This is a genomic window from Roseateles sp. NT4 (genome assembly GCF_051857475.1).
Classification (GTDB): domain Bacteria; phylum Pseudomonadota; class Gammaproteobacteria; order Burkholderiales; family Burkholderiaceae_C; genus Pelomonas.
In genome coordinates this window covers 190,671-214,451 of the sequence record NZ_JBPZGZ010000002.1, presented here as the reverse complement: position 1 = coordinate 214,451, position 23,781 = coordinate 190,671, and the positions used below count along the sequence as shown (strand labels likewise).

At 70.0% G+C, this 23,781-nt stretch carries 23 protein-coding genes; 6 read left to right on the top strand and 17 right to left on the bottom strand.

Annotated elements, in window-relative coordinates:
- Nucleotides 1-13: 13 nt before the first annotated feature.
- From ACS5PN_RS10480 to ACS5PN_RS10470, 3 genes are read right to left on the bottom strand one after another with little or no spacing between them, the layout of a single operon-like run.
- The gene (locus ACS5PN_RS10480; RefSeq protein WP_439463900.1) at nucleotides 14-1,231 is read right to left on the bottom strand and encodes a beta-ketoacyl-[acyl-carrier-protein] synthase family protein; all 1,218 of its coding nucleotides are present in this window, start codon (nucleotides 1,229-1,231) and stop codon (nucleotides 14-16) included.
- Nucleotides 1,231-1,488, bottom strand: coding sequence for an acyl carrier protein (locus ACS5PN_RS10475; protein WP_439463899.1), 258 nt, complete (start codon nucleotides 1,486-1,488; stop codon nucleotides 1,231-1,233). Before ACS5PN_RS10475 ends, ACS5PN_RS10480 begins: the two co-directional genes overlap by 1 nt.
- Nucleotides 1,472-2,311, bottom strand: a complete 840-nt coding sequence (locus ACS5PN_RS10470) for an alpha/beta hydrolase (RefSeq protein WP_439463898.1) — start codon at nucleotides 2,309-2,311, stop codon at nucleotides 1,472-1,474. The genes ACS5PN_RS10475 and ACS5PN_RS10470 overlap by 17 nt, the downstream gene beginning before the upstream one ends.
- A 147-nt stretch (nucleotides 2,312-2,458) precedes the next feature.
- Here ACS5PN_RS10470 and ACS5PN_RS10465 point away from each other — a divergent pair, with 147 nt between their 5' ends.
- Both ACS5PN_RS10465 and ACS5PN_RS10460 read left to right on the top strand, forming a co-directional pair.
- Nucleotides 2,459-3,127: a response regulator gene (locus ACS5PN_RS10465; RefSeq protein WP_439463897.1), complete on the top strand. Its 669-nt coding sequence runs from the start codon at nucleotides 2,459-2,461 to the stop codon at nucleotides 3,125-3,127.
- A gap of 2 nt (nucleotides 3,128-3,129) precedes the next feature.
- A complete protein-coding gene (locus tag ACS5PN_RS10460) occupies nucleotides 3,130-4,524 on the top strand; it encodes a sensor histidine kinase (RefSeq protein WP_439463896.1) in 1,395 nt (464 codons plus the stop codon).
- Here ACS5PN_RS10460 and ACS5PN_RS10455 read toward each other — a convergent pair.
- Nucleotides 4,481-5,071: a hypothetical protein gene (locus ACS5PN_RS10455; protein WP_439463895.1), complete on the bottom strand. Its 591-nt coding sequence runs from the start codon at nucleotides 5,069-5,071 to the stop codon at nucleotides 4,481-4,483. The genes ACS5PN_RS10460 and ACS5PN_RS10455 overlap by 44 nt on opposite strands.
- 198 nt (nucleotides 5,072-5,269) lie before the next feature.
- Between ACS5PN_RS10455 and ACS5PN_RS10450 the strand changes: the two genes are divergently transcribed.
- Together ACS5PN_RS10450 and ACS5PN_RS10445 are read left to right on the top strand one after the other, a co-directional pair.
- Nucleotides 5,270-5,755, top strand: coding sequence for a hypothetical protein (locus ACS5PN_RS10450; protein WP_439463894.1), 486 nt, complete (start codon nucleotides 5,270-5,272; stop codon nucleotides 5,753-5,755).
- Between the two features lie 7 nt (nucleotides 5,756-5,762).
- A complete protein-coding gene (locus ACS5PN_RS10445; protein ID WP_439463893.1) occupies nucleotides 5,763-6,497 on the top strand; it encodes a hypothetical protein in 735 nt (244 codons plus the stop codon).
- A gap of 4 nt (nucleotides 6,498-6,501) precedes the next feature.
- Here the strand turns inward: ACS5PN_RS10445 and ACS5PN_RS10440 are convergent, their stop codons facing one another.
- From ACS5PN_RS10440 to ACS5PN_RS10395, 10 genes are read right to left on the bottom strand one after another with little or no spacing between them, the layout of a single operon-like run.
- Nucleotides 6,502-7,266 carry a ParA family protein gene (locus ACS5PN_RS10440; protein WP_439463892.1) on the bottom strand — a complete coding sequence of 255 codons (765 nt, stop codon included), beginning with the start codon at nucleotides 7,264-7,266 and terminating at the stop codon, nucleotides 6,502-6,504.
- Nucleotides 7,267-7,312: 46 nt separating this feature from the next.
- Nucleotides 7,313-7,642, bottom strand: a complete 330-nt coding sequence (locus tag ACS5PN_RS10435) for an antibiotic biosynthesis monooxygenase family protein (protein ID WP_439463891.1) — start codon at nucleotides 7,640-7,642, stop codon at nucleotides 7,313-7,315.
- Complete coding sequence (locus ACS5PN_RS10430) at nucleotides 7,642-9,636, bottom strand: B12-binding domain-containing radical SAM protein (RefSeq protein WP_439463890.1); 1,995 nt, start codon at nucleotides 9,634-9,636, stop codon at nucleotides 7,642-7,644. The genes ACS5PN_RS10435 and ACS5PN_RS10430 overlap by 1 nt, the downstream gene beginning before the upstream one ends.
- A 47-nt stretch (nucleotides 9,637-9,683) precedes the next feature.
- Nucleotides 9,684-10,394, bottom strand: a complete 711-nt coding sequence (locus tag ACS5PN_RS10425) for a hypothetical protein (RefSeq protein WP_439463889.1) — start codon at nucleotides 10,392-10,394, stop codon at nucleotides 9,684-9,686.
- A gap of 47 nt (nucleotides 10,395-10,441) precedes the next feature.
- The gene (locus ACS5PN_RS10420) at nucleotides 10,442-12,091 is read right to left on the bottom strand and encodes a GMC family oxidoreductase (RefSeq protein ID WP_439463888.1); all 1,650 of its coding nucleotides are present in this window, start codon (nucleotides 12,089-12,091) and stop codon (nucleotides 10,442-10,444) included.
- A 53-nt stretch (nucleotides 12,092-12,144) separates the two neighbouring features.
- Nucleotides 12,145-13,437 carry a cell envelope integrity protein CreD gene (gene creD, locus ACS5PN_RS10415; RefSeq protein ID WP_439463887.1) on the bottom strand — a complete coding sequence of 431 codons (1,293 nt, stop codon included), beginning with the start codon at nucleotides 13,435-13,437 and terminating at the stop codon, nucleotides 12,145-12,147.
- A 59-nt stretch (nucleotides 13,438-13,496) separates the two neighbouring features.
- On the bottom strand, nucleotides 13,497-14,918 hold the full coding sequence (gene creC, locus ACS5PN_RS10410; RefSeq protein WP_439463886.1) for a two-component system sensor histidine kinase CreC: 1,422 nt from the start codon (nucleotides 14,916-14,918) through the stop codon (nucleotides 13,497-13,499).
- Entirely contained in the window at nucleotides 14,918-15,598 is a 681-nt protein-coding gene (creB, locus tag ACS5PN_RS10405; protein ID WP_439465556.1) for a two-component system response regulator CreB, read from the bottom strand. Before creB ends, creC begins: the two co-directional genes overlap by 1 nt.
- A complete protein-coding gene (locus ACS5PN_RS10400; RefSeq protein WP_439463885.1) occupies nucleotides 15,586-16,611 on the bottom strand; it encodes an NAD(P)H-dependent flavin oxidoreductase in 1,026 nt (341 codons plus the stop codon). Before ACS5PN_RS10400 ends, creB begins: the two co-directional genes overlap by 13 nt.
- A gap of 8 nt (nucleotides 16,612-16,619) precedes the next feature.
- A complete protein-coding gene (locus tag ACS5PN_RS10395) occupies nucleotides 16,620-17,261 on the bottom strand; it encodes a MarC family protein (protein ID WP_439463884.1) in 642 nt (213 codons plus the stop codon).
- 226 nt (nucleotides 17,262-17,487) lie between these two features.
- Here ACS5PN_RS10395 and ACS5PN_RS10390 point away from each other — a divergent pair, with 226 nt between their 5' ends.
- Entirely contained in the window at nucleotides 17,488-18,804 is a 1,317-nt protein-coding gene (locus ACS5PN_RS10390) for a reverse transcriptase family protein (RefSeq protein ID WP_439463883.1), read from the top strand.
- Here ACS5PN_RS10390 and ACS5PN_RS10385 read toward each other — a convergent pair.
- A complete protein-coding gene (locus ACS5PN_RS10385; RefSeq protein ID WP_439463882.1) occupies nucleotides 18,767-19,570 on the bottom strand; it encodes a helical backbone metal receptor in 804 nt (267 codons plus the stop codon). The two genes, ACS5PN_RS10390 and ACS5PN_RS10385, sit on opposite strands and share 38 nt — an antisense overlap.
- The gene (locus ACS5PN_RS10380) at nucleotides 19,570-20,469 is read right to left on the bottom strand and encodes a hypothetical protein (RefSeq protein ID WP_439463881.1); all 900 of its coding nucleotides are present in this window, start codon (nucleotides 20,467-20,469) and stop codon (nucleotides 19,570-19,572) included. Before ACS5PN_RS10380 ends, ACS5PN_RS10385 begins: the two co-directional genes overlap by 1 nt.
- 233 nt (nucleotides 20,470-20,702) lie before the next feature.
- Between ACS5PN_RS10380 and ACS5PN_RS10375 the strand changes: the two genes are divergently transcribed.
- Entirely contained in the window at nucleotides 20,703-21,233 is a 531-nt protein-coding gene (locus ACS5PN_RS10375; protein WP_439463880.1) for an RNA recognition motif domain-containing protein, read from the top strand.
- Nucleotides 21,234-21,439: 206 nt separating this feature from the next.
- Here ACS5PN_RS10375 and ACS5PN_RS10370 read toward each other — a convergent pair whose 3' ends face one another.
- Nucleotides 21,440-23,749 carry a carbohydrate binding family 9 domain-containing protein gene (locus ACS5PN_RS10370; protein ID WP_439463879.1) on the bottom strand — a complete coding sequence of 770 codons (2,310 nt, stop codon included), beginning with the start codon at nucleotides 23,747-23,749 and terminating at the stop codon, nucleotides 21,440-21,442.
- Nucleotides 23,750-23,781 lie beyond the last annotated feature (32 nt).

The following is a 23,781-nucleotide window of genomic DNA, read 5'->3' as shown; positions in this document are numbered from 1 at the left end:
CGCGCCACCGGACTCAGACCAGGGAGGTGACTAATGCCACGTTGCTGCCGCCGAAAGCGAAGGAGTTGGACATCGCGGCCCGCGGCCGCACGTCGCGCGCGCCATCGGTGACGAGGTCGACCTGTGCGCTCAGCTGGCTGGTTCGCACATGGGCGCTGGGCGGCAGTGCCTGGCGGCGCAAGGCCTGGACGGTGGCGACCAGCTCCAGCGCACCGCCCGCGCCGATCAGATGGCCGTGCAGGGCCTTGGTGGCCGACACCGGCACGGCGCGCGTGCCGAAGACGGCTGCGATGGACTCGGCCTCGACGGCATCGCCGACCTCGGTGGCCGTGCCGTGCGCGTTCACGTAGCCGATGTCGGCGGGCGACAGGCCGGCATCGCGCAGGGCCGCGGTCATCGCGCGCACCTGGCCGGCAGCGTCGGGACGGGACAGGTGCACCGCGTCCACGCTGTGGCCGTAGCCAGCCAGGGCCGCCAGCGGCGTGGCGCCGCGCGCGCGGGCATGGGCTTCGGTCTCCAGGATCAGGGCCGCGGCACCTTCGCCCAGCACCAGGCCCTTGCGGGCGTCGTCGAAGGGGCGGCAGCTCTGCTCGGGCTGTTCGGCGTCCAGAGGCGCCATCACGCCCATGGCCTGCCAGCCCAGGGCGCTGCCGATGTGCAGCATGGCCTCGGAGCCGCCCACCAGGGCGATGTCGGCGCGGCCATTGCGCAGCAGCCACAGCGCCTCGCCGATGGCCTGGGCCGAGGAGGCGCAGGCGTTGGACACCGCCAGCTGGGCGGCGCGCAGCTGGTGGCGCATGGCCAGGTGGGAGGCGGCCGAGTTGGCCATCACGCGCACCACCGTGTAGGGATGAACGCGTGGCGGGCGGGCCGTGAACATCTGCTGGTAGGACGCCTCCATGGAGACCGAGCCGCCGAGGCCCGTACCCCAGGCGATAGCGGCGCGATCGGGGTCGGGCGCTGTGGCGGGCAGGCCGGCCTGGGCCCAGGCCTCGGCGGCGGCCTCCAGGGCCATCAGGCTGTGGCGGTCATACAGGTTGCGCTGGGCCGGCGCCAGGCCGTGCGCCAGCGGCACAGTCACGGCCGCGGCGGCAAAGGGCCTGAGGGCGTGCTCCTCGCTGCCCGGCTGGGCCGTGATGCCCGAGCGGCCGGCCAGCAGGGCGTCGGCCAGCGCGTCCGCCCCGGCGCCGAGGGCGCTGACGGCGCCGAGGCCCGTGATCCAGACGGACATCAGGCCGCGAGCGGCTGGGCCTTGGCCGCAAGCAGCTCGTCGACGAGGGTGGCAAGGCCGGCCAGCGTCGGGTTCTGCAGGGCGCGATCGTGCTCGATGCTGACGTGGAAGTGGTCTTCGACGGTGAACATGAAGTCCACCAGGCCGAGGGAGTCCAGGCCCAGCTCCAGGAAGGGCGTGTCGACCTTGTCGTTCAGGGTTTCGGCACCGAGTTCGCGCTGGGCGATGGTGCAGAGTTGTTCAAGCGTGTTGCTCATGTCGAGCTCCGGAAGTCAGGGGGGAGAGATGCGCCAGCGGATGCCAGCGCAGCAGGAAGTCGCGCACCGTGCGGGCCACGACGACGCGTTCGTTGTCCAGCGTCAGCATGTGATAGCTGTCGTGGAACCAGTGCACCTCGGGTGGGCTGCCGAGGCGGTCCTGCAGTTCGTGGACGGTGCGCGGACCGGCCACATCGTCTTCGGTGGCATGCAGCACGACAGCCGGTGCCGCAAGCTGCCCGAGACGGCCGCGCACGTGGCGGATCAGCCGCGTGGCTTCGTACAGCGAGGCGGCCGACAGCCGCGCGGCGCCGACGGCCGAGACCTTGTCCGACGCCATGGCCTGCTCGACCCAGGCGCGCAGGCGCTCGTTCTTGAGGCCGAAAGGCGTCGTTTCCTTGAAGCTCATGCGCCGGCGCAGGATGGGCAGGTAGGCCAGCGGCAGCAGGCGGCGCCAGGGCGAGACGTTCCAGCCGTCGAAATGCAGGGTCGTGGAAATCAGCACCAGGGCCGCGGCCGGCCGCCGCGCGGCCAGCGCCAGGGCCAGCACCGCCCCCATGCAAAGCCCGCCGACGGCGACGCGGCCATGCTCGGCGGCGAGGCGATCGAAGGCCGCCTCGGCTTCCGCCAGCCAGTGTTCGAAGGGCGGTACGGGCAGCTGCTCGCCGGTGGCGCTGCTGACGCCATACCCGGACATGGCCGGCACCTCGACGACATAACCCACTTCACGCAGCGACTTGGCAACAGGGGCCAGTTCCAGCGGGTTGGCACAAAGGCCGTGAAACAACAGCACCGCGGGGCGGCGCTCAACTAACGCTTCCATGGCGGGAAGTGTCGAAAACGGGGCCGTCACAGCCATGACTCCGGCCTTGCCAGGAGCTGACGCCGGGCCCCGTTAACACTCTGGAAACAAGGTGCGCGACAGGCATGCGTCAGCAGGGCGGCCGCTATCGAGCCATACTTCCACACCATGCGCATCCTGCTCGTCGAAGACGACGAACAACTCGTCGAAACCACCGCCCGCGCCCTGCGCTCGCAAGGCTGGGTCGTGGACTGCACCTCACGTGGTGAACCCGTGCCGCGCTCGCTGCGCGAGGACGCCTACGACCTTCTCATCCTGGACATCGGCCTCGCCGGCATCGACGGTTTCGAGACGCTGCGTCGCGTGCGCGCGGAGAGCATCGCCGTGCCCGTCCTCATCCTGACCGCCCGCGACGCCGTCGAGGACCGTGTGCGCGGCCTGGAAGGCGGCGCCGACGACTACCTCGTCAAGCCCTTCGCGCTGACCGAACTCGTCGCCCGCGCCCGCGCCCTGGTGCGCCGCAGCCAGGCCCGCACCAGCAACCAGCTGCAGCTGGCCCGCCTGCGCATCGACCAGGAGGCGCGCCGCGCCTACATCGACGACGAGCCCCTGGCCCTGTCGGCCCGCGAATGGGATGTGCTGGGCTTCCTGATGGCGCGCTCCGGCAAGGTCGTGCCCAAGGAACACATCGCGCTGGCCAGCAATGCCTGGGACCAGGGCGTCAGCGACAACGCCATCGAGGTCTGCCTGTCGCGCCTGCGCGCCAAGATCGAACCGGGTGGCGTGCAGCTGCGCACGGTGCGCGGTCTGGGCTACCTGCTCGAAGAAATCGGCTGACCTTGGCTGAGGGCCCGCGCTCCAGCCTGCAGCGCCGCCTGTTCGGCTGGCTGATGCTGCCCCTGCTGATCGCCCTGCCGGTGCTCGGCACGGCGCTTTATGAACAGGTCAGGCACAGCGCCCAGAGCTGGCTCGACGAAGGCCTGGAAGACACGGCCCTGACCCTGGCGGGCCAGATCGACCTGCGCGGCGGCGATCCGCGCATCGAGGTCAGCGCCACCATGGACCGCGCCCTGCGCTTCGACCGCCAGGACGATGTCTTCTATCTCGTGCTGTCGCCGCGCGGCGACGTGCTGCAGGGCGATGCCGGCCTGACCGAGCTGCAACCCCGGCTGGCACCGCAGGCGGCCGGCCATTCCTATTACGGCGACGTGAAGCTGCGCGGCCGCGAGCTGCGGCTGGTGCAGCTGGGCCATGACTGCGGCAGCGGCGCCTGCCAGATCCTGGTGGCCGAGACCCTGCACAAGCGCGACGCGCTGCAGCGCGAGATCGGGGGCCTGGTCGCGCTGAACGGCGTCAGCCTGGCCCTGCTGCTGGCTCTGGCCGGCTGGTGGGCCATCCGCCAGGGCCTGGCGCCGCTGACGGGCCTGAGCGCCGAGCTGGAGCACCGTGACCTGCACCGCCTGACGCCATTGGCGGCCAGCCTGCCGCGCGAGCTGGTACCGCTGCAGGCCGCCTTCAACCGCCTGTTCGAACGCCTGGCCCGCGCGGCCGGCGCCCAGCGCGAGTTCCTGGCCGATGCGGCCCACCAGCTGCGCACGCCGCTGACCTCGCTGCAGACCGAGATCGAGCTGGCCATGCTGGAGCCGCATGACCAGCGTGTGGACCCCATGCTGGAGCGGCTGCGCCAGCGTGTCGTGCGCAGCGCCCGCCTGGCCCAGCAGCTGCTGTCGCTGGCACGCACGGAGGATCGCAGCGTCGATGTCGACCAGCGCATCGACCTGCGCGACATCGCCACCGAAAGCGGCCAGGACTGGGCCCACCGCGACCTGCCCAGCGGCGTGGACCTGGGCTTCGAGCTGGCCGACGCGCCGGCCCTCGGACATTCCTTCCTGCTGCGCGAGCTGCTCGAGAACCTCATCCACAACGCCGTCAGCTATGCCGGCGCGGGCGCCCGCATCACGGTGCGCTGCGGCAGCGGGCCCGAAGGCCCCTGGCTGGAGGTGGAGGACAACGGCCCCGGCATTGCGCCGGCCGATCGGCCGGCCGCCATGCAGCGCTTTCGCCGTGGCGACAGCGCCACCGGCACCGGCAGCGGCCTGGGCCTGGCCATCGCGGCCGACATCGCGACCCGCCACGGCGGCCGGCTGGAGCTGCTGGACGCCCACGCCGGCCCGGGGCTGCGCGCGCGGCTCAGCCTGCCGCCGCGGCTCCCGGATCCAGCCCCAGCTGCTTGAACAGGTTCATCGCCACGACGACGCGCCGTCCCGGCGTGGCCGGCACCTCGTGCATGGTGATGCCGGGGAACATGATCAGCGTGCCCGGCCGCGGCTGGTAGGCGCTGGTCTTGGAGAAGACCAGCGGCGCACAGCCCGGCTCGGCCTCCAGGTAGACGACGCAGCTCAGGTCGGCCGGCCAGTGGTTGTGCGGGGCCGTGTAGTCGGCCTGCTCGTAGATGGCGCCCCAGCAGTGGGTGACCAGCAGGTCCAGGCCGAGTGAGTCGAGTTCACCCGACCAAGCCTTGGGCGCCGCGGCCTTGGCGATCTCGACGACGCTGGCGCACAGCGGCATCAGCTTGGCATTGAGCATGTGGCTCTTCCACGGGCTCATGTAGGCCGCCTTGACGTTGGACTCGGGCGACTGCGGATGGCTGATGCGCAGCTCATCGATAGCCTCGCGCGCCAGCTGCAGCCGGTCTGCGATGGGGCCCAGCTCGGCAATGATGACCGGCAGTTCGGTCTGCACGCTGGCGCCGACGACGTGGACGGAAGACGACTCGCTCATGCGGCGATTTTGGCGCGCGGCTGAGCGCGTCGTCGCACCGATGTCAATGGCGAAGCCGTCCCTGTTTCAGGGGCCGTGTCGTCACGGGGGCGCAACCTGCCTTGGTCAGGCTAGCGTCCCTGGCGGAGCCTCGCAGTCCCAGCGCTCCGTCAGCCCCGGCGTCCGCCGGGTTCATTCGCTCTCCACCAAGGAATTGAATTGAAGAACGCACTGATTGCGACGCTGCTGCTGGGCCTGGCCCTGGGCGCGTCGGCCAGCGAACAAAGCATCTGCACCGGCACCAACAAGGGCGCCTTCCTGACGGGCACCGTCGTCAGCGCCCCGAAGTTCGCCGCCGCCACCCAGACCATCCAGGGCATCAAGCTCTCGCACACCCGGCTCAGCCTGCGCGCCGACCAGGACGGCAAGACCTATGACGTGGCCATGGACAACGTCTATGCCGTGGACTACGTGAAGAACTCCAGCGCCATGCCGGCGTCGCTGGCCGCCATCAAGGTCAACGACCGCCTGGAGCTGTGCGGCGCCAAGTACACCAGCGGTGTCGGCATCCACTGGGTGCACAGCAACTGCGGCGACGTGCCGACGACGAGCGCGCCCAACGGCTGGGTCAAGAAGTTCTCGTCCAGCGGCAGCGTGGGCAGCAATCTCGAGCGCAGCCAGACCTATTGCTATCTCTGGGATTGAGGTCGGCTTGATCAAGACCTGGCACGCAGCAGTCGGCGCTTTGGCGCTGCTGGCCTTGCTCGGCCTGGTGGCAATGCCGGCACCGCCCGCCGACGTCGCCACCGCGCCCGAGCAGCGCGTGCAGGCCTTGCCCTTGCCCACCGTGCCGCCCGCTGTGGCGGCACGGCCCGTCCTTGCCGGGCCCGTGGCGGCGGTAGCGCCCGTTGCACCCAGCGAGCTGGACGGTCAGGTTGCCCAGGCCCGTCGCGGCGACAGGCGCGCCGGCCACGCGGCCTATCAGGCCCTGTCGGCCTGCGTCGCGCCCGAGGCCGAGCGTCCCGCCTTCTGCCGCGGCCTGCCGGCCTCCCTGGTGCAGGAGAGGCTGCGCTTTCTGGCCGATGCGGCGCAGGCCGGCATCGCGGCCGCGCAGATCGATTTCTATATGCAAGGGCCGGATGCGGCCCAGGCGGTCGACGCCGATGCGCTGCAGGCCTGGCGTACCGAGGCCCTGAACGGGCTCAAGGATGCTGCCGCGCAATGCGAGCCGCTGGCCATGGGCCTGCTGGCAACTCTCCATGATTCCGGCGAGCTGGCGCCGCGCGACGCAACCCTGGCCGTGGCCTATGCGGTTGCCGAAGCCCGGACGCGCCACCGTCCGACCAGCGACGAGCGCCTGCGCGATCGCCTCGCCGAGCCCATCACCGATGCCGAGCTGGCCGCCGCGCGCGCGCAGGGCGAGCGTCTGGCGGCCAGCTGCCGCTGAGCCCTCAGCCGAGCGACTCGTACAGCGCCTGCATCTCCTGCGTCAGCTTGTGGCGCGCGTCGAGATGGATCATGGGCCGGGACAGCTCATGCGATTCCTTGACCTTGACGCTGCTGGACAGGTAGGGCTCCAGCACCGGCAGGCCCTCGTCCAGCAGCTCCTGCACGACGCGCTGCGGCAGCGAGGCGCGGGCCTGGAACTGGTTGACGACGATGCCCTCGACGGACAGCTCGGGCGCATGGTCGGCGCGGATCTCCTCGACGGCCTCCAGCAGACCGTAGAGGGCGCGGCGCGAGAAGTCGTCGCAATCGAAGGGGATGAGGCAGCCCTGGGCCGCGATCAGGGCCGAGCGCGTGTAGAAGTTCAGCGCCGGCGGTGTGTCGATCCAGATCTCGTCGTATTCGTCCGCCAGTGGCAGCAGCGCGTCGCGCAGCTTGTAGATCTTGTAGCGGCTCTCCAGCTTGCTGTGCAGCTCGTCCAGCTCCGGGCTGGCGGGCATCAGGTGCAGGTTGTCCCAGGGCGTCTCGGTGACGAAGTCGGTCGCGGCGGGTGGGCGCACGGCGAACTTCAGCGTCGACTCGAAGAACTCGGCCGAGCCGGCGGCGCCGTCGTCCAGCGTCTCGCCCATCAGATAGCGGCTGGTGTTGCCCTGGCGGTCCAGGTCGATGACCAGCACGCGCTTGCCGGCGGCTGCGGCGATCGCCGCCAGGTTGCTGGTGATGGTGGACTTGCCCACCCCACCTTTCTGGTTGAACACGACTCGCCGCATCGCCACTCCTTGCTGCTGGATGCGGCGATTGTGCACTGCACAAAAGTCAGCCGACGGCGGTGTTTTTCAGCGGGTGCGGGATGCCGTCATCACCGTAGCTGCGCATGACCTGGGCGATGACGACCTGGTAGCCCTTGAGCCAGCGCGCCTGGGCCTGCTTGGCCTCGCGGTGGTCGGGGTGCTGCATCAGCTGCTGCAGGGCCTCCATGGAGTCCCAGTAGTAGACGTTGGAGATCAGGCCGGTGGCGGCGTTCTCCCAGGCCTCTTCGCCGAGATAGCCGGGAATGGAGCGGGCGACCGCGGCGATGCGCTCGTCCAGCGCGAAGAAGTCGGTGTCGTAGTCGCCCTTGGCGAAGGTGAAGGTGGAGGTGTACATCAGCTGAGGGTGGAGAGGGCGCGCTCGACAAAGCGGCGCGGCACCGTGGTCTTGGGCACGCGCACCGGGAACCAGGAGCGGATGTCCTGCTCGATGCCGATGCCGTGCATGAAGTTGTAGAGGCCCTTCTTCAGGCCCTGGCCCAGGCCGTCGTGGTCGGTGGGCGTGGGGTCGACGAAGGCGATGTCGTTCTTCGCGAAGCGGCCGTCGGCGGGCAGGGGCTGCAGCGTGACGCCGTATTCGGCCGGATTGAGGCCGACCGGCGAATGCACTGTGCAGGCGAAGCGGTGGAAGAAGCCGCTGTGGATGCAGCCGTTCTCGAACAGCTGGCGTACGTACTCCAGCGCATCCACCGTGTCCTGCGTCGTCTGTGTCGGGAAGCCGTACATCAGGTAGGCGTGCACCAGCACGCCGGCATCCGCAAACGCTTTGGTGACGCGCGCCACCTGCTCGACGCTGACGCCCTTCTTCATCAGCTTGAGCAGTCGGTCCGACGCGACCTCCAGCCCGCCCGAGATGGCGATGCAGCCGCTGTCTGCCAGCAGCTGGCAGAGCTCGGGCGTGAAGGTCTTCTCGAAGCGGATATTGCCCCACCAGGAAATGGCCACGCCTCGGCGGATCAGCTCCTCGGCCAGGGCCTTCAGCGCCTTGGGCGGCGCGGCCTCGTCGACGAAATGAAAGCCCGTCTGGCCGGTCTCCTTGACGATGGCTTCTATGCGGTCCACCAGCACCTCGGCCGAGGCGGCCTCGTAGCGCGAGATGTAGTCCAGGCTGACGTCGCAGAAACTGCACTTCTTCCAGTAGCAGCCGTGCGCCACGGTCAGCTTGTTCCAGCGTCCGTCGCTCCACAGCCGGTTCATGGGGTTGAGCATGTCCAGCAGCGACAGATAGCGGTCCAGCGGCAGGCCATCCCAGGTCGGCGTGCCGACGTCGTCGAAGGGCACGTCGGGCTCGACGAAATTGGTGTACCGAACTGTTGGCCCCCGCGTTCGAGGCTGCGCCTCGCCCGTCCCCCCGAGGGGGGCGAAATCGCCTTGGGGCGGCCCGGCGCCGATTTCCTGGCCCTCATCGCGCCAGAAGGTCCGCACCAGGCGCGTCTTGGAGCGCTTGCCGGCCACGTGCTCCAGCAGCGCCAGCAGCGGCCGCTCGCCGGCGTCCAGCGTCACATAGTCGACGAAGTCGAAGACGCGCGGCTCGGCCAGTTCGCGCAGCTCGGTGTTCACATAGCCGCCGCCCAGCACGCAGACGACTTCGGGCCGCGCGGCCTTGATGCTCTGGGCAATACGGAGGGCCGCATAGACCGAGCCGGGGAAGGGCACGGACAGCAGCACGACGTCAGGGTTGTGCTGCTCCAGCGCGGCCAGGGTTAGCGCATGCAGGGTGCGATCAACAAGGTTGGGAGGTTCGCCAAGCGCCTGGGCCAGCGGGTCGAAGTGGGCCTGGGCCGCGGCGAGCGACTCCGCATAGCGAACGAACTCGAAGCGCTCGTCCACCGCGTCGCGCAACACGTCGGCCAGGTCGTTCAGGAACAGCGTGGCGAGATGGCGGGCGCGGTCCTGCAGGCCCAGGGCGCCAAAGGCCCAGGCGAGTGGATCGCCGCCGTCCTCGTCGACATAGTTGTCCAGCGAGGCGAAGCGGGCACCTTCGGGCAGGAAGGTGCGGGTGTTGATGCGATGGGCCAGCGTCGGGTCACGGCCCTGCAGGAAGCCGAGGACCCGTGGAGCTGCGGCGGCTATTGCCGGGAACTCGCCGGCAAACCAGGCCGTCTGCGGCGTGCGCTTGGCTTCAGGCAGGGCCTGCACGGCCTCGCGGATCTGCGTCAGGCCGGCGGGCGAAAACAGCTCCAGCACCAGCGTCAAGGCCAGGTCCACCTGTTGTGCGTCGACGCCGCGCGAGCGCAGGAAGCCGGTCAGATAGGCGGTGGACGGGTAGGGCGTGTTCAGCTGCGTCATCGGGGGGATGACGGAGAGCACGCGGGGGGACGGGGACTGCATGGGCAGCATTGTCCGCGGCCTGCGGATCTGCTACCTCAGCAGCCTGCTCAATTGCACTGATGGATCTCCAACTGGCCACCCTCTCCCTGGAAATGCCATCCGGTCAGTCCAAGCGATGTGCGTACCAGCAGTGGGACATGGTCCGGAAAAGTCTTGGCGGGAAGCGCCCCGATGACGAAAACAGTGGATCCCTTGGGTGCAACTGCGACGACGGCGCCCTTTTCCGGGCTTGCGTAGATGGTTATCGCGTCGAGCGCAACCTTGGATTCCGCCCCGATGAAATGGATGGGCTGGGTGACTTCTTGAATGGCCTGCCCTTTGACTTCGAACTTGCGAAGAATTCGGGGCCCGCACAGGCTGATCTCGCGCTGACGCAGGTAGATGTTTCCATTGCCGGGGAAATACCAGACGGCTTCGTCCAGGCCGTAAACAGCGATGTCCTTCAACGGGGCGCCGGTCTTGGCGTCGACAAGCCTGACCCACGAGGGAAAGCTGGGTTCTTCCTGCGCTTCAAGGCGGATGCGGAGCTGGGGTGCGACCTGAACCGTGGCAATCCTCCCGCTGCCCCAGTGCTTGTTTGCCGGATTGGCGGCCTCAAAGCGCGCTGCTGAATCCGCGTGAATGAGGGGGAAGACAGTCGGTCGACCCAGGAATGGATCGAAATCCAAATCGATGGCGGCGCTCTGCGCCTGTGCATGTATTGGCGATAGGCAGCAAACCGATGCCAGCCATGCCGCGATCAGTGCTCTGTTCTTCATCTCTGGTGCACGTTCTTGTCGGACGCCCTGGTTCGGGCTGCGCCCGTTCAGGCGCCCAACCACCCCGCCAGCTTCTCCGCAATCATCAACGTCGGCGAATTGGTATTCCCGCTCGTGATGGTCGGCATGATGCTGGCGTCGGCCACGCGCAGGCCCGACACGCCGCGCACGCGCAGCCGCGAGTCGACGACGGCGTAGACGTCTTCCTTGCGGCCCATGCGGCAGGTGCCGACGGGGTGGAAGATGGTCGTCGCGATGTCGCCGGCCAGGCGGGCTAGGTCCTCGTCGGTCTGGTACTGCGGCCCGGGCTTGTATTCCTCGGGCTTGAAGGCGGCCAGGGCGGGCTGGGACACGATGCGCCGCGTCAGCTTCAGGCTGTCGGCGGCCACCTGCCGGTCCGCATCGGTGGACAGGTAGTTGGGCTTGATGGCGGGGGCGACCGTGATGTCGGGCGAGGTCGCATAGACCGCGCCGCGGCTGGTCGGGTTGAGGTTGCAGACGCTGGCCGTGAAGGCGTTGAAGCCATGCAGGGGCTCGCCGAAGGCGTCCAGCGACAGCGGCTGCACGTGGTATTCCAGGTCGGGCCAGGCCCGCTCGGGGTTGCTGCGCGTGAAGGCGCCCAGCTGCGACGGCGCCATGCTCATGGGGCCGCTGCGGCGCAGGGCGTACTCCAGGCCGATGGCCGCCTTGCCGAACAGGGAGGCGGCGCGGGTGTTCAGCGTCTTGGCGCCCTGCACCTTGTAGATGGCGCGGATCTGCAGATGGTCCTGCAGATTGGCGCCGACGCCGGGCAGGTCATGCTCGACGGTGATGCCGAGCTTTTGCAGCAGGCTGCCCGGACCCAGCCCCGAGAGCTGCAGGATGTGGGGCGAGCCGATGGCGCCTGCGGCCAGGATGACCTCGCCGCCGGCATTCAGCCAGGGCTGCTCGATGCCGCGGGGCGTCAGCACCTCGACGCCGCTGCAGCGCAGGCCGGCATCGTCGTGCAGCAGGCGCAGCTTGCGCACCTGGGCGCCGGTCCACAGCTCGAAATTGGGGCGGCCGAAGGCGGTCGGGCGCAGAAAGGCCTTGGCGGTGTTCCAGCGCAGACCCTTCTTCTGGTTGACCTCGAAATAGCCCACGCCCTCGTTCGTGCCGGCATTGAAATCGCTGGTGGCCGGGATGCCGGCCTGGGTGGCTGCGGCGGCAAAGGCATCGAGGATGGGCCAGCGCAGGCGTTGCTGCTCGACCCGCCATTCGCCCTTGCTGCCGTGGATGTTGGCGAAGCCTTCGGGCGCGGTCTTGGGCTTGTCCAGCCGCCAGTGGCTCTCGTGCTTGCGGAAGGCCTTCAGCACGCGCTCCCAGCGCCAGGTGTCGTCGCCGGTGGCTTCGGCCCAGTGCTCGTAGTCGCGGCTCTGGCCGCGCATATAGATCATGCCGTTGATGCTGGAGCTGCCGCCCAGCACCTTGCCGCGCGGGTAGCGCAGGCTGCGGCCGTTGAGCCCGGCCTCGGCCTCGGTGTTGAAGCACCAGTCGGTGCGCGGGTTGCCGATGCAGTAGAGATAACCGACCGGGATGTGGATCCAGTGGTAGTCGTCCTTGCCGCCGGCCTCGATGAGGAGGACGCGCTTTTCCGGATTGGCGCTGAGCCGGTTCGCGAGCAGGCAGCCGGCGGTGCCGGCGCCCACGATGATGTAGTCGAAACCTTGACGGGCCATGGAGCGCTGACGGAGCGTGCGAGAGGGCTGCGGGATGCAGCCCCTAGCGTACGTTACTCGGCGGTCGCAGCGCTCAGGCGATACCAGTCAAGCTTGCGTGTGAGTGTCATCACGGTGGCGAGCACGGTGAAGAGCAGGATGGCGCCGATGGCCAGGGCGGCCTGCTCGCGGCTCAGCAGCACATAGAGGGCGCCGTAGAGCAGGGCGATCCCGCCGCCGAAGGCCGCGCCGCGCAGCCAGCCGCCCAGCATGGCCGCGGCGTACTGGGTCAGCACCGCGGCCGCGGCGCCGGCAGCGATCAGATAGGCCACCAGGAAGGGCAGGTGCTCCGACAGGCTGAGCAACAGCAGGAAGAACAGGCTCAGCGCCAGGCCGACGAGCAGGTATTGCACCGGGTGCACGCGCCGGCCGGTCAGCAGTTCGGTCAGGCCGACGGTGACAAAGGTCAGGGCGATGAACATCAGGCCGTACTTGATGGCGCGGTCGCTCATCACATAGGGGTTCACCGGGTCGATGAGGTCGACGGCCAGGCTGTCGAGGTTGCCCTTGCCGGCGACCACGTCGGCCACGGCGCCGCTGGCCAGCTCGGTGACCTGCCAGCGCGCCTTGAAGCCGTCGTCGCTGACGTCGCTGCGCGTGGGCAGGAAGCGGCCGCCGAAGCTGGGATGCGGCCAGGCGGATTCCAGCGTCACCGTGGTGTCGCTGGCCGTGGGCACGACGGCCAGGCTCTGCGTGCCGGCCAGGTCGACGACCAGCTTCAGGTCCAGGCGTTCGCCCGCCTGGGGCGGCTGGATGACGGCGTGCAGGCCGGCCGTGTAGGCCGGATCGGTCGTGCCGGGCCTGACCGTCAGCGGGCGGCCATCGCGCGTCAGCTCGACCTTGCGCAGGCCGCGCACATCCCGGGCCGAGAACATGGCGACGAGGTCGCCGCATTCGACATGGCCGCCGACGTTGTCGGGCTTGGGCGTCAGGCCCGAGAGGTCATCCCAGCGCGCCAGCGTGGTCAGCTTGCCGGCATAGGTGTTGATCTTGAACAGGCCGCGATGCCGCGGCTCGGGCACCAGCTCGCCGCTGAGCTGCAGTTGGGCGGGCGTCAGGCGGTGGGAGAAGGTCCGGGTCTGGACGCCGTCCTTGTAGGGCGCCCAGGTCTCGGTGCATTGGCGCACGAGGATGGGGCCGAGCAGGGTCTGCGCGCCGGCCAGCGACTGTTCGACGTTCTGCTCGGCCTCGGTCTGGCGTGCCTGGCGTTCATGCGCGAGGCCGCGGATCTCGCCGAGCACAACGACCAGCAGCAGGGTGACGACGGCCAGGATGACCAGCTTGAGGAGGAGGGGGTGCTTGTTCATGCCGCCAGCATCGCCAGCGGCGGTGATGGCATGAAGGGCTGCGTGAAGCCAGCGTGAAGTCAGCGCGGCAGGATCAGGGTGACGCGCAGGCCCGGCTCCGCCGCCTCGAAAGCCAGCCGCCCGCCATGCAGTTCGGCCACGCGGCGCGCGATGGCCAGGCCCAGGCCCGAGCCCTTGACCAGGCTGCCGGGTCGGGCTGTCGAGAAGAAGCGCTTGCCGAGCTGGGCGAAACCGGCCGGCGGCACGCCGGGGCCGTGGTCGCGCAGGGCCAGGCGCACGGTCGTCGGCGTCGCGCTGACGCCGAGTTCCAGCGTCGAGCCGGCAGGCGCGAAGTCGATGGCGTTGACCAGCACATTGCCCAGGGCCAGCTCCAGCAGGGCTGTGTCGGCGTCGACGGCCACGTCCTCGCGCAACATCCAGACGATGTTCAAGTCCTTCTGTTGCAGGCGCGGGGCCTGGCGATCCAGCTGGCCTTCCACCCAGTCGACCAGCGCGATGCGTCGGCGCTCGCCCAAGCCCACCTGGACCTCCAGCTGCGACAAAGCCAGCACGCGCTCCACCAGGGTCTGCAACCGTGCGGTCTGGTCCAGCACCTGGGCGGCAAAGCGCTGGCGATCGGCGGCGGGCAGTTCGTCCTGCAGCAGCTCGCCGCTGGCGCGCAGGGCGGCCAGCGGGCTCTTCAGCTCATGGGTCAGCGCGCGTACATCGTGTTCGAGCTGCTCGCGGCCTTCCAGGCGGCGGCGCATGTCGTCCATGGCGACGGCCAGGTCGCCGAGTTCACCCGGCACGGCGGGAAGCGTCTGAGCCTGGCCGGCCTGGGCCTGCTGGGCGAAGCGACGCAGCCGCCGCACCGAAGCCACCAGCCACAGGGTCACGCCTACGCCGACCACCAGGCTGGTGGCCAGCAGCGCGGCACCGGCCCAGAAGACGCGGCGCTCGGCGCGGTCGATGAAGGCCTGCACGCTGGCCACCGGCTTGGCCACGCTGACCACACCGAGGGTGCGGCCGTCCTTCAGCACCGGCGCTGCGACGACGAGGATGGTGCTGCGGTCATCGCCCGAATAGCGGGAGGCCCGGGCGCCGTAGTCGCCGCGCAGCGTCAGAGCCACATCGCGCCATTGCGAGTAGTCCTTGCCCACGGCCGAGGGTTGGTCGGAGTCGAGCACGACACGGCCATTGGCATCGGTCACGTAGATGCGCAGGCTCAGGCTCTGCTTGCGAACGCCCCAGATGGCCACGTCGACGTCGCGCTTGGCATAGCGCTGCAGCTGGGCCGCAAGGCGGCCGTCGGGTGCCGGCGCTCCGCTGGCCAGTTCATCGGTGGCCACCTCGGCCAGCAGATGGGCGGTGTCCACCATCAGGTCTTCCATGACCTCGCGCACGCTGGGCTTGACCTCGGCCAGGAAGACCTTGAGCAGCAGCACGGCGCTGAGGCCGGCGATCAGGAAGAAGCCGAAGAAGACCCGAAGACCGAGGCGCATCAGGGCTCCAGGGAGTACCCGAGGCCGCGGTGGGTCTTGATGGGATCGCGCGCTGGCGCGACCTCGCGCAACTTGGCCCTCAGCGTCTTGATGTGGGTGTCCACGGTGCGGTCGCCGCTGTCGGCGCTGGTGCCCCAGACGGCGTCCAGCAGGCTGTCGCGCGAATGGATGCGTTGCGGCGCCTGCAGCAGCTTGAGCAGCAGGCCCAGTTCCAGCTTGGTCAGGTTGAGCAGCTGACCGTCCAGGCGCACGCGCGAGCCGTCGACGATGAAGCCCGGCGCGGGCGGCGGTGCGGCCTGGGCGCGGCGCAGCAGGGCGCGCACGCGGGCCACCAGCTCGCGTGGGCTGAAAGGCTTGGCGAGGTAGTCGTCGGCGCCCAGCTCCAGGCCGAGCACGCGGTCCATCTCCTCGCTGCGCGCGCTGAGCACGATGACGGGCAGGCGAGAGAGATGCGAAAGAGGCCCAGCGCGCAGCTCGCGGCACAGGTCCAGGCCATGGCCGTCGGGCAGGCCGATGTCCAGGATGAGGAGCTCGGGCGCCGGCGTCTGCTTCAGGCGTTCGCGGGCTTCGGCCAGCCAGCCGCGGTGCTCGACGGCAAAGCCCTCGCGCTGCAGCGCAAACACGACGGTGTCCGCGATGGCGGGGTCGTCCTCCAGCAGCAGGATGGTCAAACCCGCCAGCCTTTCGCCAGGGCCGCGACGAGGCGTGCAGCCTGTCCCGGCTCGCGGTTCAGCGGCAGGGCCTGGCCGGCCCACAGGCTGATGAAGTCGGCTTGGCCGGCCTTGGCGGCGGCCTGGCGCAGGGGCCGGCTGGCGGCATTGGGCTGCGGGAAGGCGGGCAGGACCACACCGTCCAGTTCGCGCGTGACGCGGTTGGCCACCCCGCGCGCCAGGCGGCCGGAGAAGGCGCGGGTCAGCGTCGAATCGGCATCGCGGGCCTGCAGCAAGGCCTCGCGGTAGACCGGCGACAGCGGGCATTCGTCGACCAGCAGGAAGGCCGTGCCCACCGTCACGCCACTGGCACCCAGGGCCTGGGCCGCCGCGACGCCGCGCGCATCGGCAATGCCGCCGGCGGCCAGCACCGGGATGTCCAGCGCATCGACCAGCTGGGGCACCAGGGCCATGGTGCCGATCAAGGCACCTTCGGGCGTGCCGAGGAAGCCGCCGCGGTGGCCGCCACCCTCATAGCCCTGGGCCACAACGGCATCGACGCCGCTGGCCTGCAGCATCAGGCCTTCTGCCACCTGCGTCGCCGTGCCCACCACCTTGAAGCCTTGGGCCTTCAGCGCCGCGACGCGCGCAACACCGGGGTCGCCCATGACGAAGCTGATGACGGCGGGTTTTGCGGCGACGGTGGCTTCCAGCTGGGCTTCGAAGTCTTCCTCGAAGCGTTCGGGCCGCGTCGGCGCCGGCAGGCCCAGCTCGGCATGCCAGATGGCCAGCCGGCCGAGGTAGGCGTCCAGGGCCGCATCGTCGCGCAGCCAGGGCTGGGGGCAGAACAGGTTGATGCCGAAGGGGCGGTCGGTACGGGCGCGGATGTCGGCGCTGATCTCGCCGATGCGCGCCGGTGTCAGATAGGCGGCGCCCAGCTGGCCGAAGCCGCCGCCGGCGCTGACGGCCGCAACCAGGGCCGCGCTGGAGGCCTCGCCGGCCATGGGCGCCATCCAGATAGGAGGCAGGTCGAAGAGGGCCACGGCGTCCCCTAGCTTATAGAGCGTGCGGCCAGCACCGGGAAGAGTTTGATGAGGCCGTCGCTCAGCAGTTCGACCGCCAGGGCGGCCAGGATGAGGCCCATCAGCCGCGTCATGATGTTGATGCCGGTCTGGCCCAGCACCTTGGCGATCTTGCTGGAGGCCGAGAACACCAGGAAGGTCACGCCGGCGACGACCACGCCGTAGCCGCACAGGATGGCCAGTTCCCACCAGACGCGGGTCTTGTCGGCGTAGATGACCATGGTGGAAATGGTGGCCGGGCCGGTCAGCAGTGGGATGGCCAGCGGCACGACGGCGATGCTGGCGCCCGCGTCGGCCTTGGTGTTGCCCTCGGACACGTCTTCCTTGCGTGCCTCGGCCGGCTGGGCGTTGAGCATCTGCAGCGAGCTGATCAGGAGCAGGCAGCCGCCGCCGACCTGGAAGCTGGCCAGCGAGATGCCGAAGAACTCGATGATCTTCAGCCCGAACAACGCGCTCAGCGCGATGACGATGCCGGCCGTGCTGGCGCTGACGAGCATGGTCTTGCGCCGCTGCGTGCGCGAGAACGCGGAGGTGAAGTGGATGAAGAAAGGCACCACGCCGACCGGATTCACGATGGCCAGCAGCGCGACGAGGGGCTTGTAGATATCCATGGCGGGCAATTGTGAGTCAGCTGTGAGCCAGCTCCTTATCATCCGCCGCGCGGCCGCTGTCCGAGGTCTTTGCGAGCCTTCGCCGGCAAGCACTCCGGGGCAACCCCGGGGGTCTTCAATCTCTCGTCCAACAGGGCGTGAGCCCCATGGCGCCAAAGCGCCATCCCGCTCACGCATCACCCGTCGCTCGGGCAGCGTGCCGCGCCTTTCGCAGGGAGAAGACAGGGTGGACAGCGCCCGCACCATGACCGCCCGGGCCCTGGCCCACGCGATGCTGGCCGGCTCTCGCCACGAGGAAGCCCTGGCGGCGCGCATGGCCGTCTGCCTGGATCAACGGCCGCCCTGGCTGGTGGGCCTGGCGCAGGCCATGGCGCGTGTGCCAGGCGAGGTTTGGCAGCGCCTGGACGTTGCCACCCTGAGCGAGCGTGTCGAAGCGCATGAGGGCTTTGCCAAGGCCTGGGCGGGCAAGACCCGGCCCGAGGCGCGCCGCTGGCTGCTGCGTTCGCCCGACCAGCTGGCGCCGGCGCCCACCGGCCTGGAGCGCCCGCACTGGCCCACGGTGGGTGCGCTGGCCCTGGGCCTCGGCATGACGCCTGCGGGCCTGTGGCGGCTGACCCTGCCGGCCGACTGGCAGCGCCGCCGGCCGCTGGCGCAGCAGCACTATCGCCAGGCCCCGGTGCCCAAGCGTGGCGAAGGCGCCGGCTGGCGCCTGCTGGAGGTGCCGGCGCCGCATCTGCGCGCGGTGCAGCGCCGCCTGCTGACGCAGTTGTTGAACGGGCTGCCGCCGCATGAGGCGGCCTTCGGTTACGCGCGCGGCCGCTCGGTCGTGCAGCACGCCGCCCTGCATGCCGGCCAGGGCCGGGTCTTGCGCTTTGACCTGAGCGACTTCTTCTCGACGGTAAGCGCCGCGCGAATCCACGCCCTTTTCAAGACCCTGGGCTACTCGACGGCCGTCGCCCGCTCGCTGGCGGCGCTGTGCACGACTTCCGCACCCGAGGCCTGGCTGAGCGCCGAGCCGCGCCTGAGTTGGCCGCAGAAGCAGCGCCTGCGCGACGCCCATCTGCCCGAGGGCGCGCCGACGTCTCCGGCCCTGGCCAACCTCTGCGCTTTCGGCCTGGACGCGCGCCTCAGCGGCCTCGCCGGGAGTTTCGGGGCACGCTACAGCCGCTATGCCGACGACCTGGTCATCTCCGGCCCGGCGTCGCTGCCGCTGCGGGCGATTTCCGCTTTGGTCGCGGCCATTGCGGCCGACGAGGGCTTCGTCATCCATCCGCGCAAGACCCGCAGCCTGGGCATGGCGCAGCGCCAGTCGGTCTGCGGCATCGTCGTCAACCAGCGGCCCAATCTGCCGCGCGACGAGTTCGACCGGCTCAAGGCCACGCTGCACCGCTGCGTCGTCGACGGGCCGGCGGGCCAGAACCGGGAAGGCCATGCCGACTGGCAGGCCCATCTGCAGGGGCGCGTCGCCTGGGCGGCTCAGCTCAACCCCGGCAAGGCCAAAAAACTCAGGCTTCTGCTCGATCGCGTGGACTGGTCGCGCTGAGTTCGCGCAGATAGTCCAGCCCGGCCGCGCCGCGCGAGCCCCACCAGCTCAGCAGTTCGCCGTCGACGAGCTGCACCCGCGCCTGCGGGCACAGGGCCTGGGCCTCGGCGACATGCGTGGAGTCGAAGCGGTAGGGTTCCGAACTCAGCAGCACCCGATCGATGTCGTGAAGCCAGGCTTCGTCGCCGGCGAGCGCCGGGTAGCGGCCGGCCCCGTGCTCGCCGCCGAGCACGCCCGGCCAGGTCTGCCAGCCGGCCTCGGCCAGCAGGGTCGAGATATAGGTGTCGCGGGCCACCGTCATCCACGGCTGGCGCCAGATCAGGTAGAGCACTTTCTCCTCCCGATGCGCTTCGCGGCGGCAGCGCTGCAGGGCGGCGGTGAACTCCGTCGACAGGGCGGCGGCGCGTGCATTGACGCCGGGCTGGTCGGCAAAGGCTGCGCGCAGTTGCTCGAACAGGGCCAGGTTGTCCTCGGGGCGGCTCGGATGGGTGACGATGACTTCGGGCACGAATTGCCCAAAACCTTGGAGGATGGCTTCGGCCGTCTCGCGCCGGTTCTCATCCACATTGACGACGACATGCGTCGGCGCGATCTTCCTGAGCTTGTCCAGGTTCACATCCTTGGTGCCGCCGACCTTGGGGATGTGCCCGACGGCCTCGGCCGGGTGGATGCAGAAGCCGGTGCGGGCCACCAGCCGTTCGCCCAGGCCGAGGGCGACCAGCGTCTCGGTGGCACTCGGCACCAGGGAAGCAATGCGTGGCGCCATCATTCGAGCTCCGTCACGGCCAGGTAGACGGCGCAGCAGCCGCGCAGCCAGACCAGGGTGGGCAGCACCAGGGCGATGGCGAAGACGACGCCCCCGCCGATCAGCGCAGCCAGGCCGAGCGACCCGCCCTCCAGAGGCACGCCGGTGGCGCCGAAACCCCGCGGCCCCAGCCCCATGACACCGGCCAGCAGCTGGCGGGCCGGCAGCTCGACGCCGGCGCCGACGATGGCCAGGCCGGCCACCAGCCGGCTGCCGCTGACGACGACGAAGCTGACGGCCGCCGTGGCCAGGGCTGTCAGCAGGTAGACGGCCGCCATCAGCAGGGCGGTTTCGGGCAGGCCGTGGCGCACCCGCCCGCGCAGGAAACCCAGCACACCACGGCTGCGCCGACCGGCCCAGACGGCCGGTCCGGCCAGCGGCCCGACCAGCACGACGAGGACGAAGCTCAGGCCGCCCAAGGCCAGCACGCCGGCCGGCAGCACGAGGGCCAGCAGCGGGGCGCCGACAAAGGGCCAGCGCGTCGCCCACAGCAGGCCGGCCAGCGCCAGCACGACGGCGCCGGTCGGCACCAGGCAGGCCAGCAGGGCCAGCAGCACCCGGTGGGCGCTGCGCAGCGAGTCGGCCAGGGCATCCTGCGGGTCGCGGACCAGCCGGCCGCGCGCCTGGTCCATCAGCATCAGTCCGGTTGCATTGACGCCAAAAAAGGCGACAGCCAGGGCCAGGCCCAGCCACAGGGCGCTGAGCAGGCTTTGTTCACGCACCATGGCCGACTGCGCCATGGCGACCAGCAGGCCGGCGATGCAGAAGCTGGTCAGCAAGGCGTAGAGCGCGCGCAGATTGCGCAGCGCATCGACGCTGGCCAGAACTCGGGAGAGGGCGGAAATCAGGTTGAGCGTCATGGTTTCGGGCGGGCGCGGCGATGGTATCGATGACGGCACCGTGATGGATCGCAATCGCCAGGGTTTGTGCTAGCTCTGAAAAACAACACTTGACGGAGTGCCTCCCAGCAATCTTTGACCCCGGCCACCATAATCAATTGCCTGTGTCTGGACGCCGCACCTTCGCTTGAATGGTTCACGATGGGTTGAAGCTCCACATGGTTTTTTGGTTTTGAGAAGAGAAGGGCTTCCCCATGGGAAACAAGCTTTACGTGGGCAACCTCGCCTACAGCGTGCGTGACGAATCTCTGCAAGAGGCATTCGGTCAGTTCGGAACCGTGACCTCCGCAAAGGTCATGATGGATCGTGAAACCGGTCGCTCCAAGGGTTTCGGCTTCGTGGAAATGGGCTCTGACGCTGAGGCGCAGGCTGCCATCAACGGCATGAACGGCCAGGCCCTGGAAGGCCGCGCGATCGTCGTCAATGAAGCTCGTCCTCGTGAAGAGCGTCCGGGCGGCTTCGGTGGCGGCGGTGGCCGTTCCGGCGGCGGCGGCTACGGTGGTGGCGGCGGCTACGGTGGTGGCGGCGGCTACGGCGGCGGTGGCCGTTCGGGCGGCGGCGGTGGTGGCTACGGCGGTGGCGGCGGTGGCCGTTCCGGCGGTGGCGGCTACGGCGGCGGTGGCGGCGGCTACGGCGGTGGTGGCGGTGGCCGCTCCGGCGGTGGCGGCGGCTACGGCGGCGGCGGTGGTGGCTACGGCGGCGGTGGCCGTTCGGGCGGCTACTGATCCCCCGACCTCGCAAGAGATCTGAGCAAAGCGCCCTTCGGGGCGCTTTGTCATTTCTGGACTGGAGGGCTCTCTCCAGTTCGCGGGCCGAGCGCTGGGCCTGCCATGGGCCAGAGACCCATGGCCTTGCGTAGGCACAAGCAGTCCGCAGGGACTGCTTGTGTCCGACTCCAGTTCACCGAGCCTGCAAGCCTGGACGAGGGGCCTCAATACGCCAGCGTCGCCTTGGCGAAGACCTCGTTGGCGCGCACGGCGCCCGGCTGCTCGCGGGCCCGGCTCAGGCCCACGCTGATGACGCGGGACAGGCCGATGCGGTGCTGGAACATCAGGGACAGCACCCGTCCGTGGTCGTCCTGCGCGGCCAGGCTGGCCACCGGGTCGTCGCGGCGGTTGAAGTGGGTCTGCTGGTAGATGAGGCGCAGCGACTCGCGCGGGCTGAAGTGCAGCACGACGAGGCTCTGGGCGCTGCGATCCGTGAAGGCGCGCCGTCCGTCGGGGGCGTCGACCCAGCCGAGGCCGAAGCGCTGCTCGAACTCCAGCCACAAGCCTGCAGGCAGCGGCAGCCGCATCTGGGCCACGGCCTGCCCCTGGGCGCCCAGGCCGACGCGATCGGCATCGAAGTCCAGGCGCCGGCCCCATTCGACCTCGACGTCGACATAGTTCAGCACCTCGCCCGGGTTGGACTCGAAGCCCAGCAGCAGGGTGCGCGTCGCATGCTGCTGGCCGCCGCTGCGGGCGCGGTGGCTGTCCAGGCCGACATGGCCCCACACACCGGTGTTGCGCGCCGCCGCAAACCAGAAGCCGGGCTGCACCAGGCGGTCGACGACTTGGCCGCCCGCCACGCCGAGCAGCGGGTCGGCCAGCGTGCGTGTCTCTTGCAGCTTGAGCTGGACCTCGTGGTCGTGCATGTCGATGCCGGCGAACTCGCGCGGCCCCAGGCGCAGCACGCCGAAGGCCGAGGCGCGGCGCACGCCGCTCTGGCTGACGAAGCCGTTGTCGTTGGCGAAGCGCGGGCTGATCTCCTCGACATTGACATTGGCCGACCAGTCCGCGTCACGGTGGCGCCAGGCCAGCCAGCCGCGGTGGCCACGCTCGCGGCTGACGCGCTGCACCTGGCCGTCGGCGTCCAGACCCAGCGTCGTGTCCGACAGCAGCAGATGGCCGCGCCACTGGTCGCTGTCGCCGGCCCGCCAGACGCCGTCGCTGCCGATGACCTGGGTGTTGAGGCCATGGCCGAAGTCGCGCAACGACACCAGCCCCGCCAGGCCCAGGCCATCGAACTGCATGCGGCCGCGGGCGAAGCTGGCCTGGGAGTCGCGCGGCTGGGCGCCGCTGCGTGTCGCGAAGGCCCCGGCGCGCAACACCACGCCGCCGCCCGCATCGCGTAGATGCAGTGCGGTGGCCTCGGCGCCGGCACCGCGCCAGGTGGCGCGCAGGCCCCAGTCGGGATCGGTGATGGCGCGGGTGTAGAAGGCCGCCAGGCTGCGGTTCTCGCCCGACTCGTCGGGCTGGGTCGGGCCGACGACGTCGGCGCTCTCCAGGAAGAAGGGGCGCTTCTCCGGCACGCTGAGCGCGAAGCGGGTGTTGCCGGCGAGCTGGGGCGCATCGATCTCGACCTGGGAGAAGTCGGGGTTCAGCGTCGCGTCGATGACCCAGTCGGCGCGCGGCCGCCACTTGAACTCCGCGCCCAGGGACGTCCTGCGCGCACGGTGGCTGCCTTCGGCCTCGCTGATGTCGCGCGTGCTGCGCAAGGTGAGCTCGGGCCGAAAGGCGATGAAGCTGCGCTCGCGCACCTGCAGGGCGAGGTCGCCCAGGCCTTCCAGCGGCTGCAGCTCGGCGATGAAGCTCAGCGCGTCCTTGGTCAGGGCCGGCGAGCTGACGTTCAGCGTGCGGTCCTCGCGCGGGATGTTGCGCGCCACCATGACGCGCCAGGGCGCTCCGTCGGCATGGGGGAAGCGCAGCGCAGCCAGCGGCCAGCGCAGCTCGATGCTGTAGCCGTCGGGCAGCCGCGTCGACGCGGCTTCGATGTCGAAGTCGGGGGCCGAGTCCTCGCTGTCTTCCTCGGCGGAGAACAGGCCGTCCTCGACGCCGCCGGCGGCGCCGACGCGCACGTATTGCGCGGCACGGCGGTGGCCGACCGGGTCGATGAAGACGGCGACGAAGTCCTGGTCGGCCTTGACCTGGTCGCGCCGGGTCAGCGGCGCGCGGATGCGGCCGGGCTCGGGGTCCCAGGCGCGGATGCCGAAGACCAGGGCGTCATCGGTGACGAGGACCTGCACCGTCGTGCGCCAGCGCGCGGCCTGCTTGTCGGTGGGCAGGAATTGCGCAAAGCGCTCGTAGACCGGCGCGCGTTGCCAGGCGGCGTCGTCCAGGCGGCCATCGATGACGGGCGCGGCCTCGCCGACGGCCAGGCGCAGGGCGGTGGGATGCTGGAGTTCGGGCGCATTGGCCCAGGCAGGCAGGGCCAGCGTGCACAAGCCCAGGGCAAAGCCCGAGCCGAGAAGGCGAAAGGTCATGGAAGTCGTCCGAGATCGGCTGCCGCGCCAGG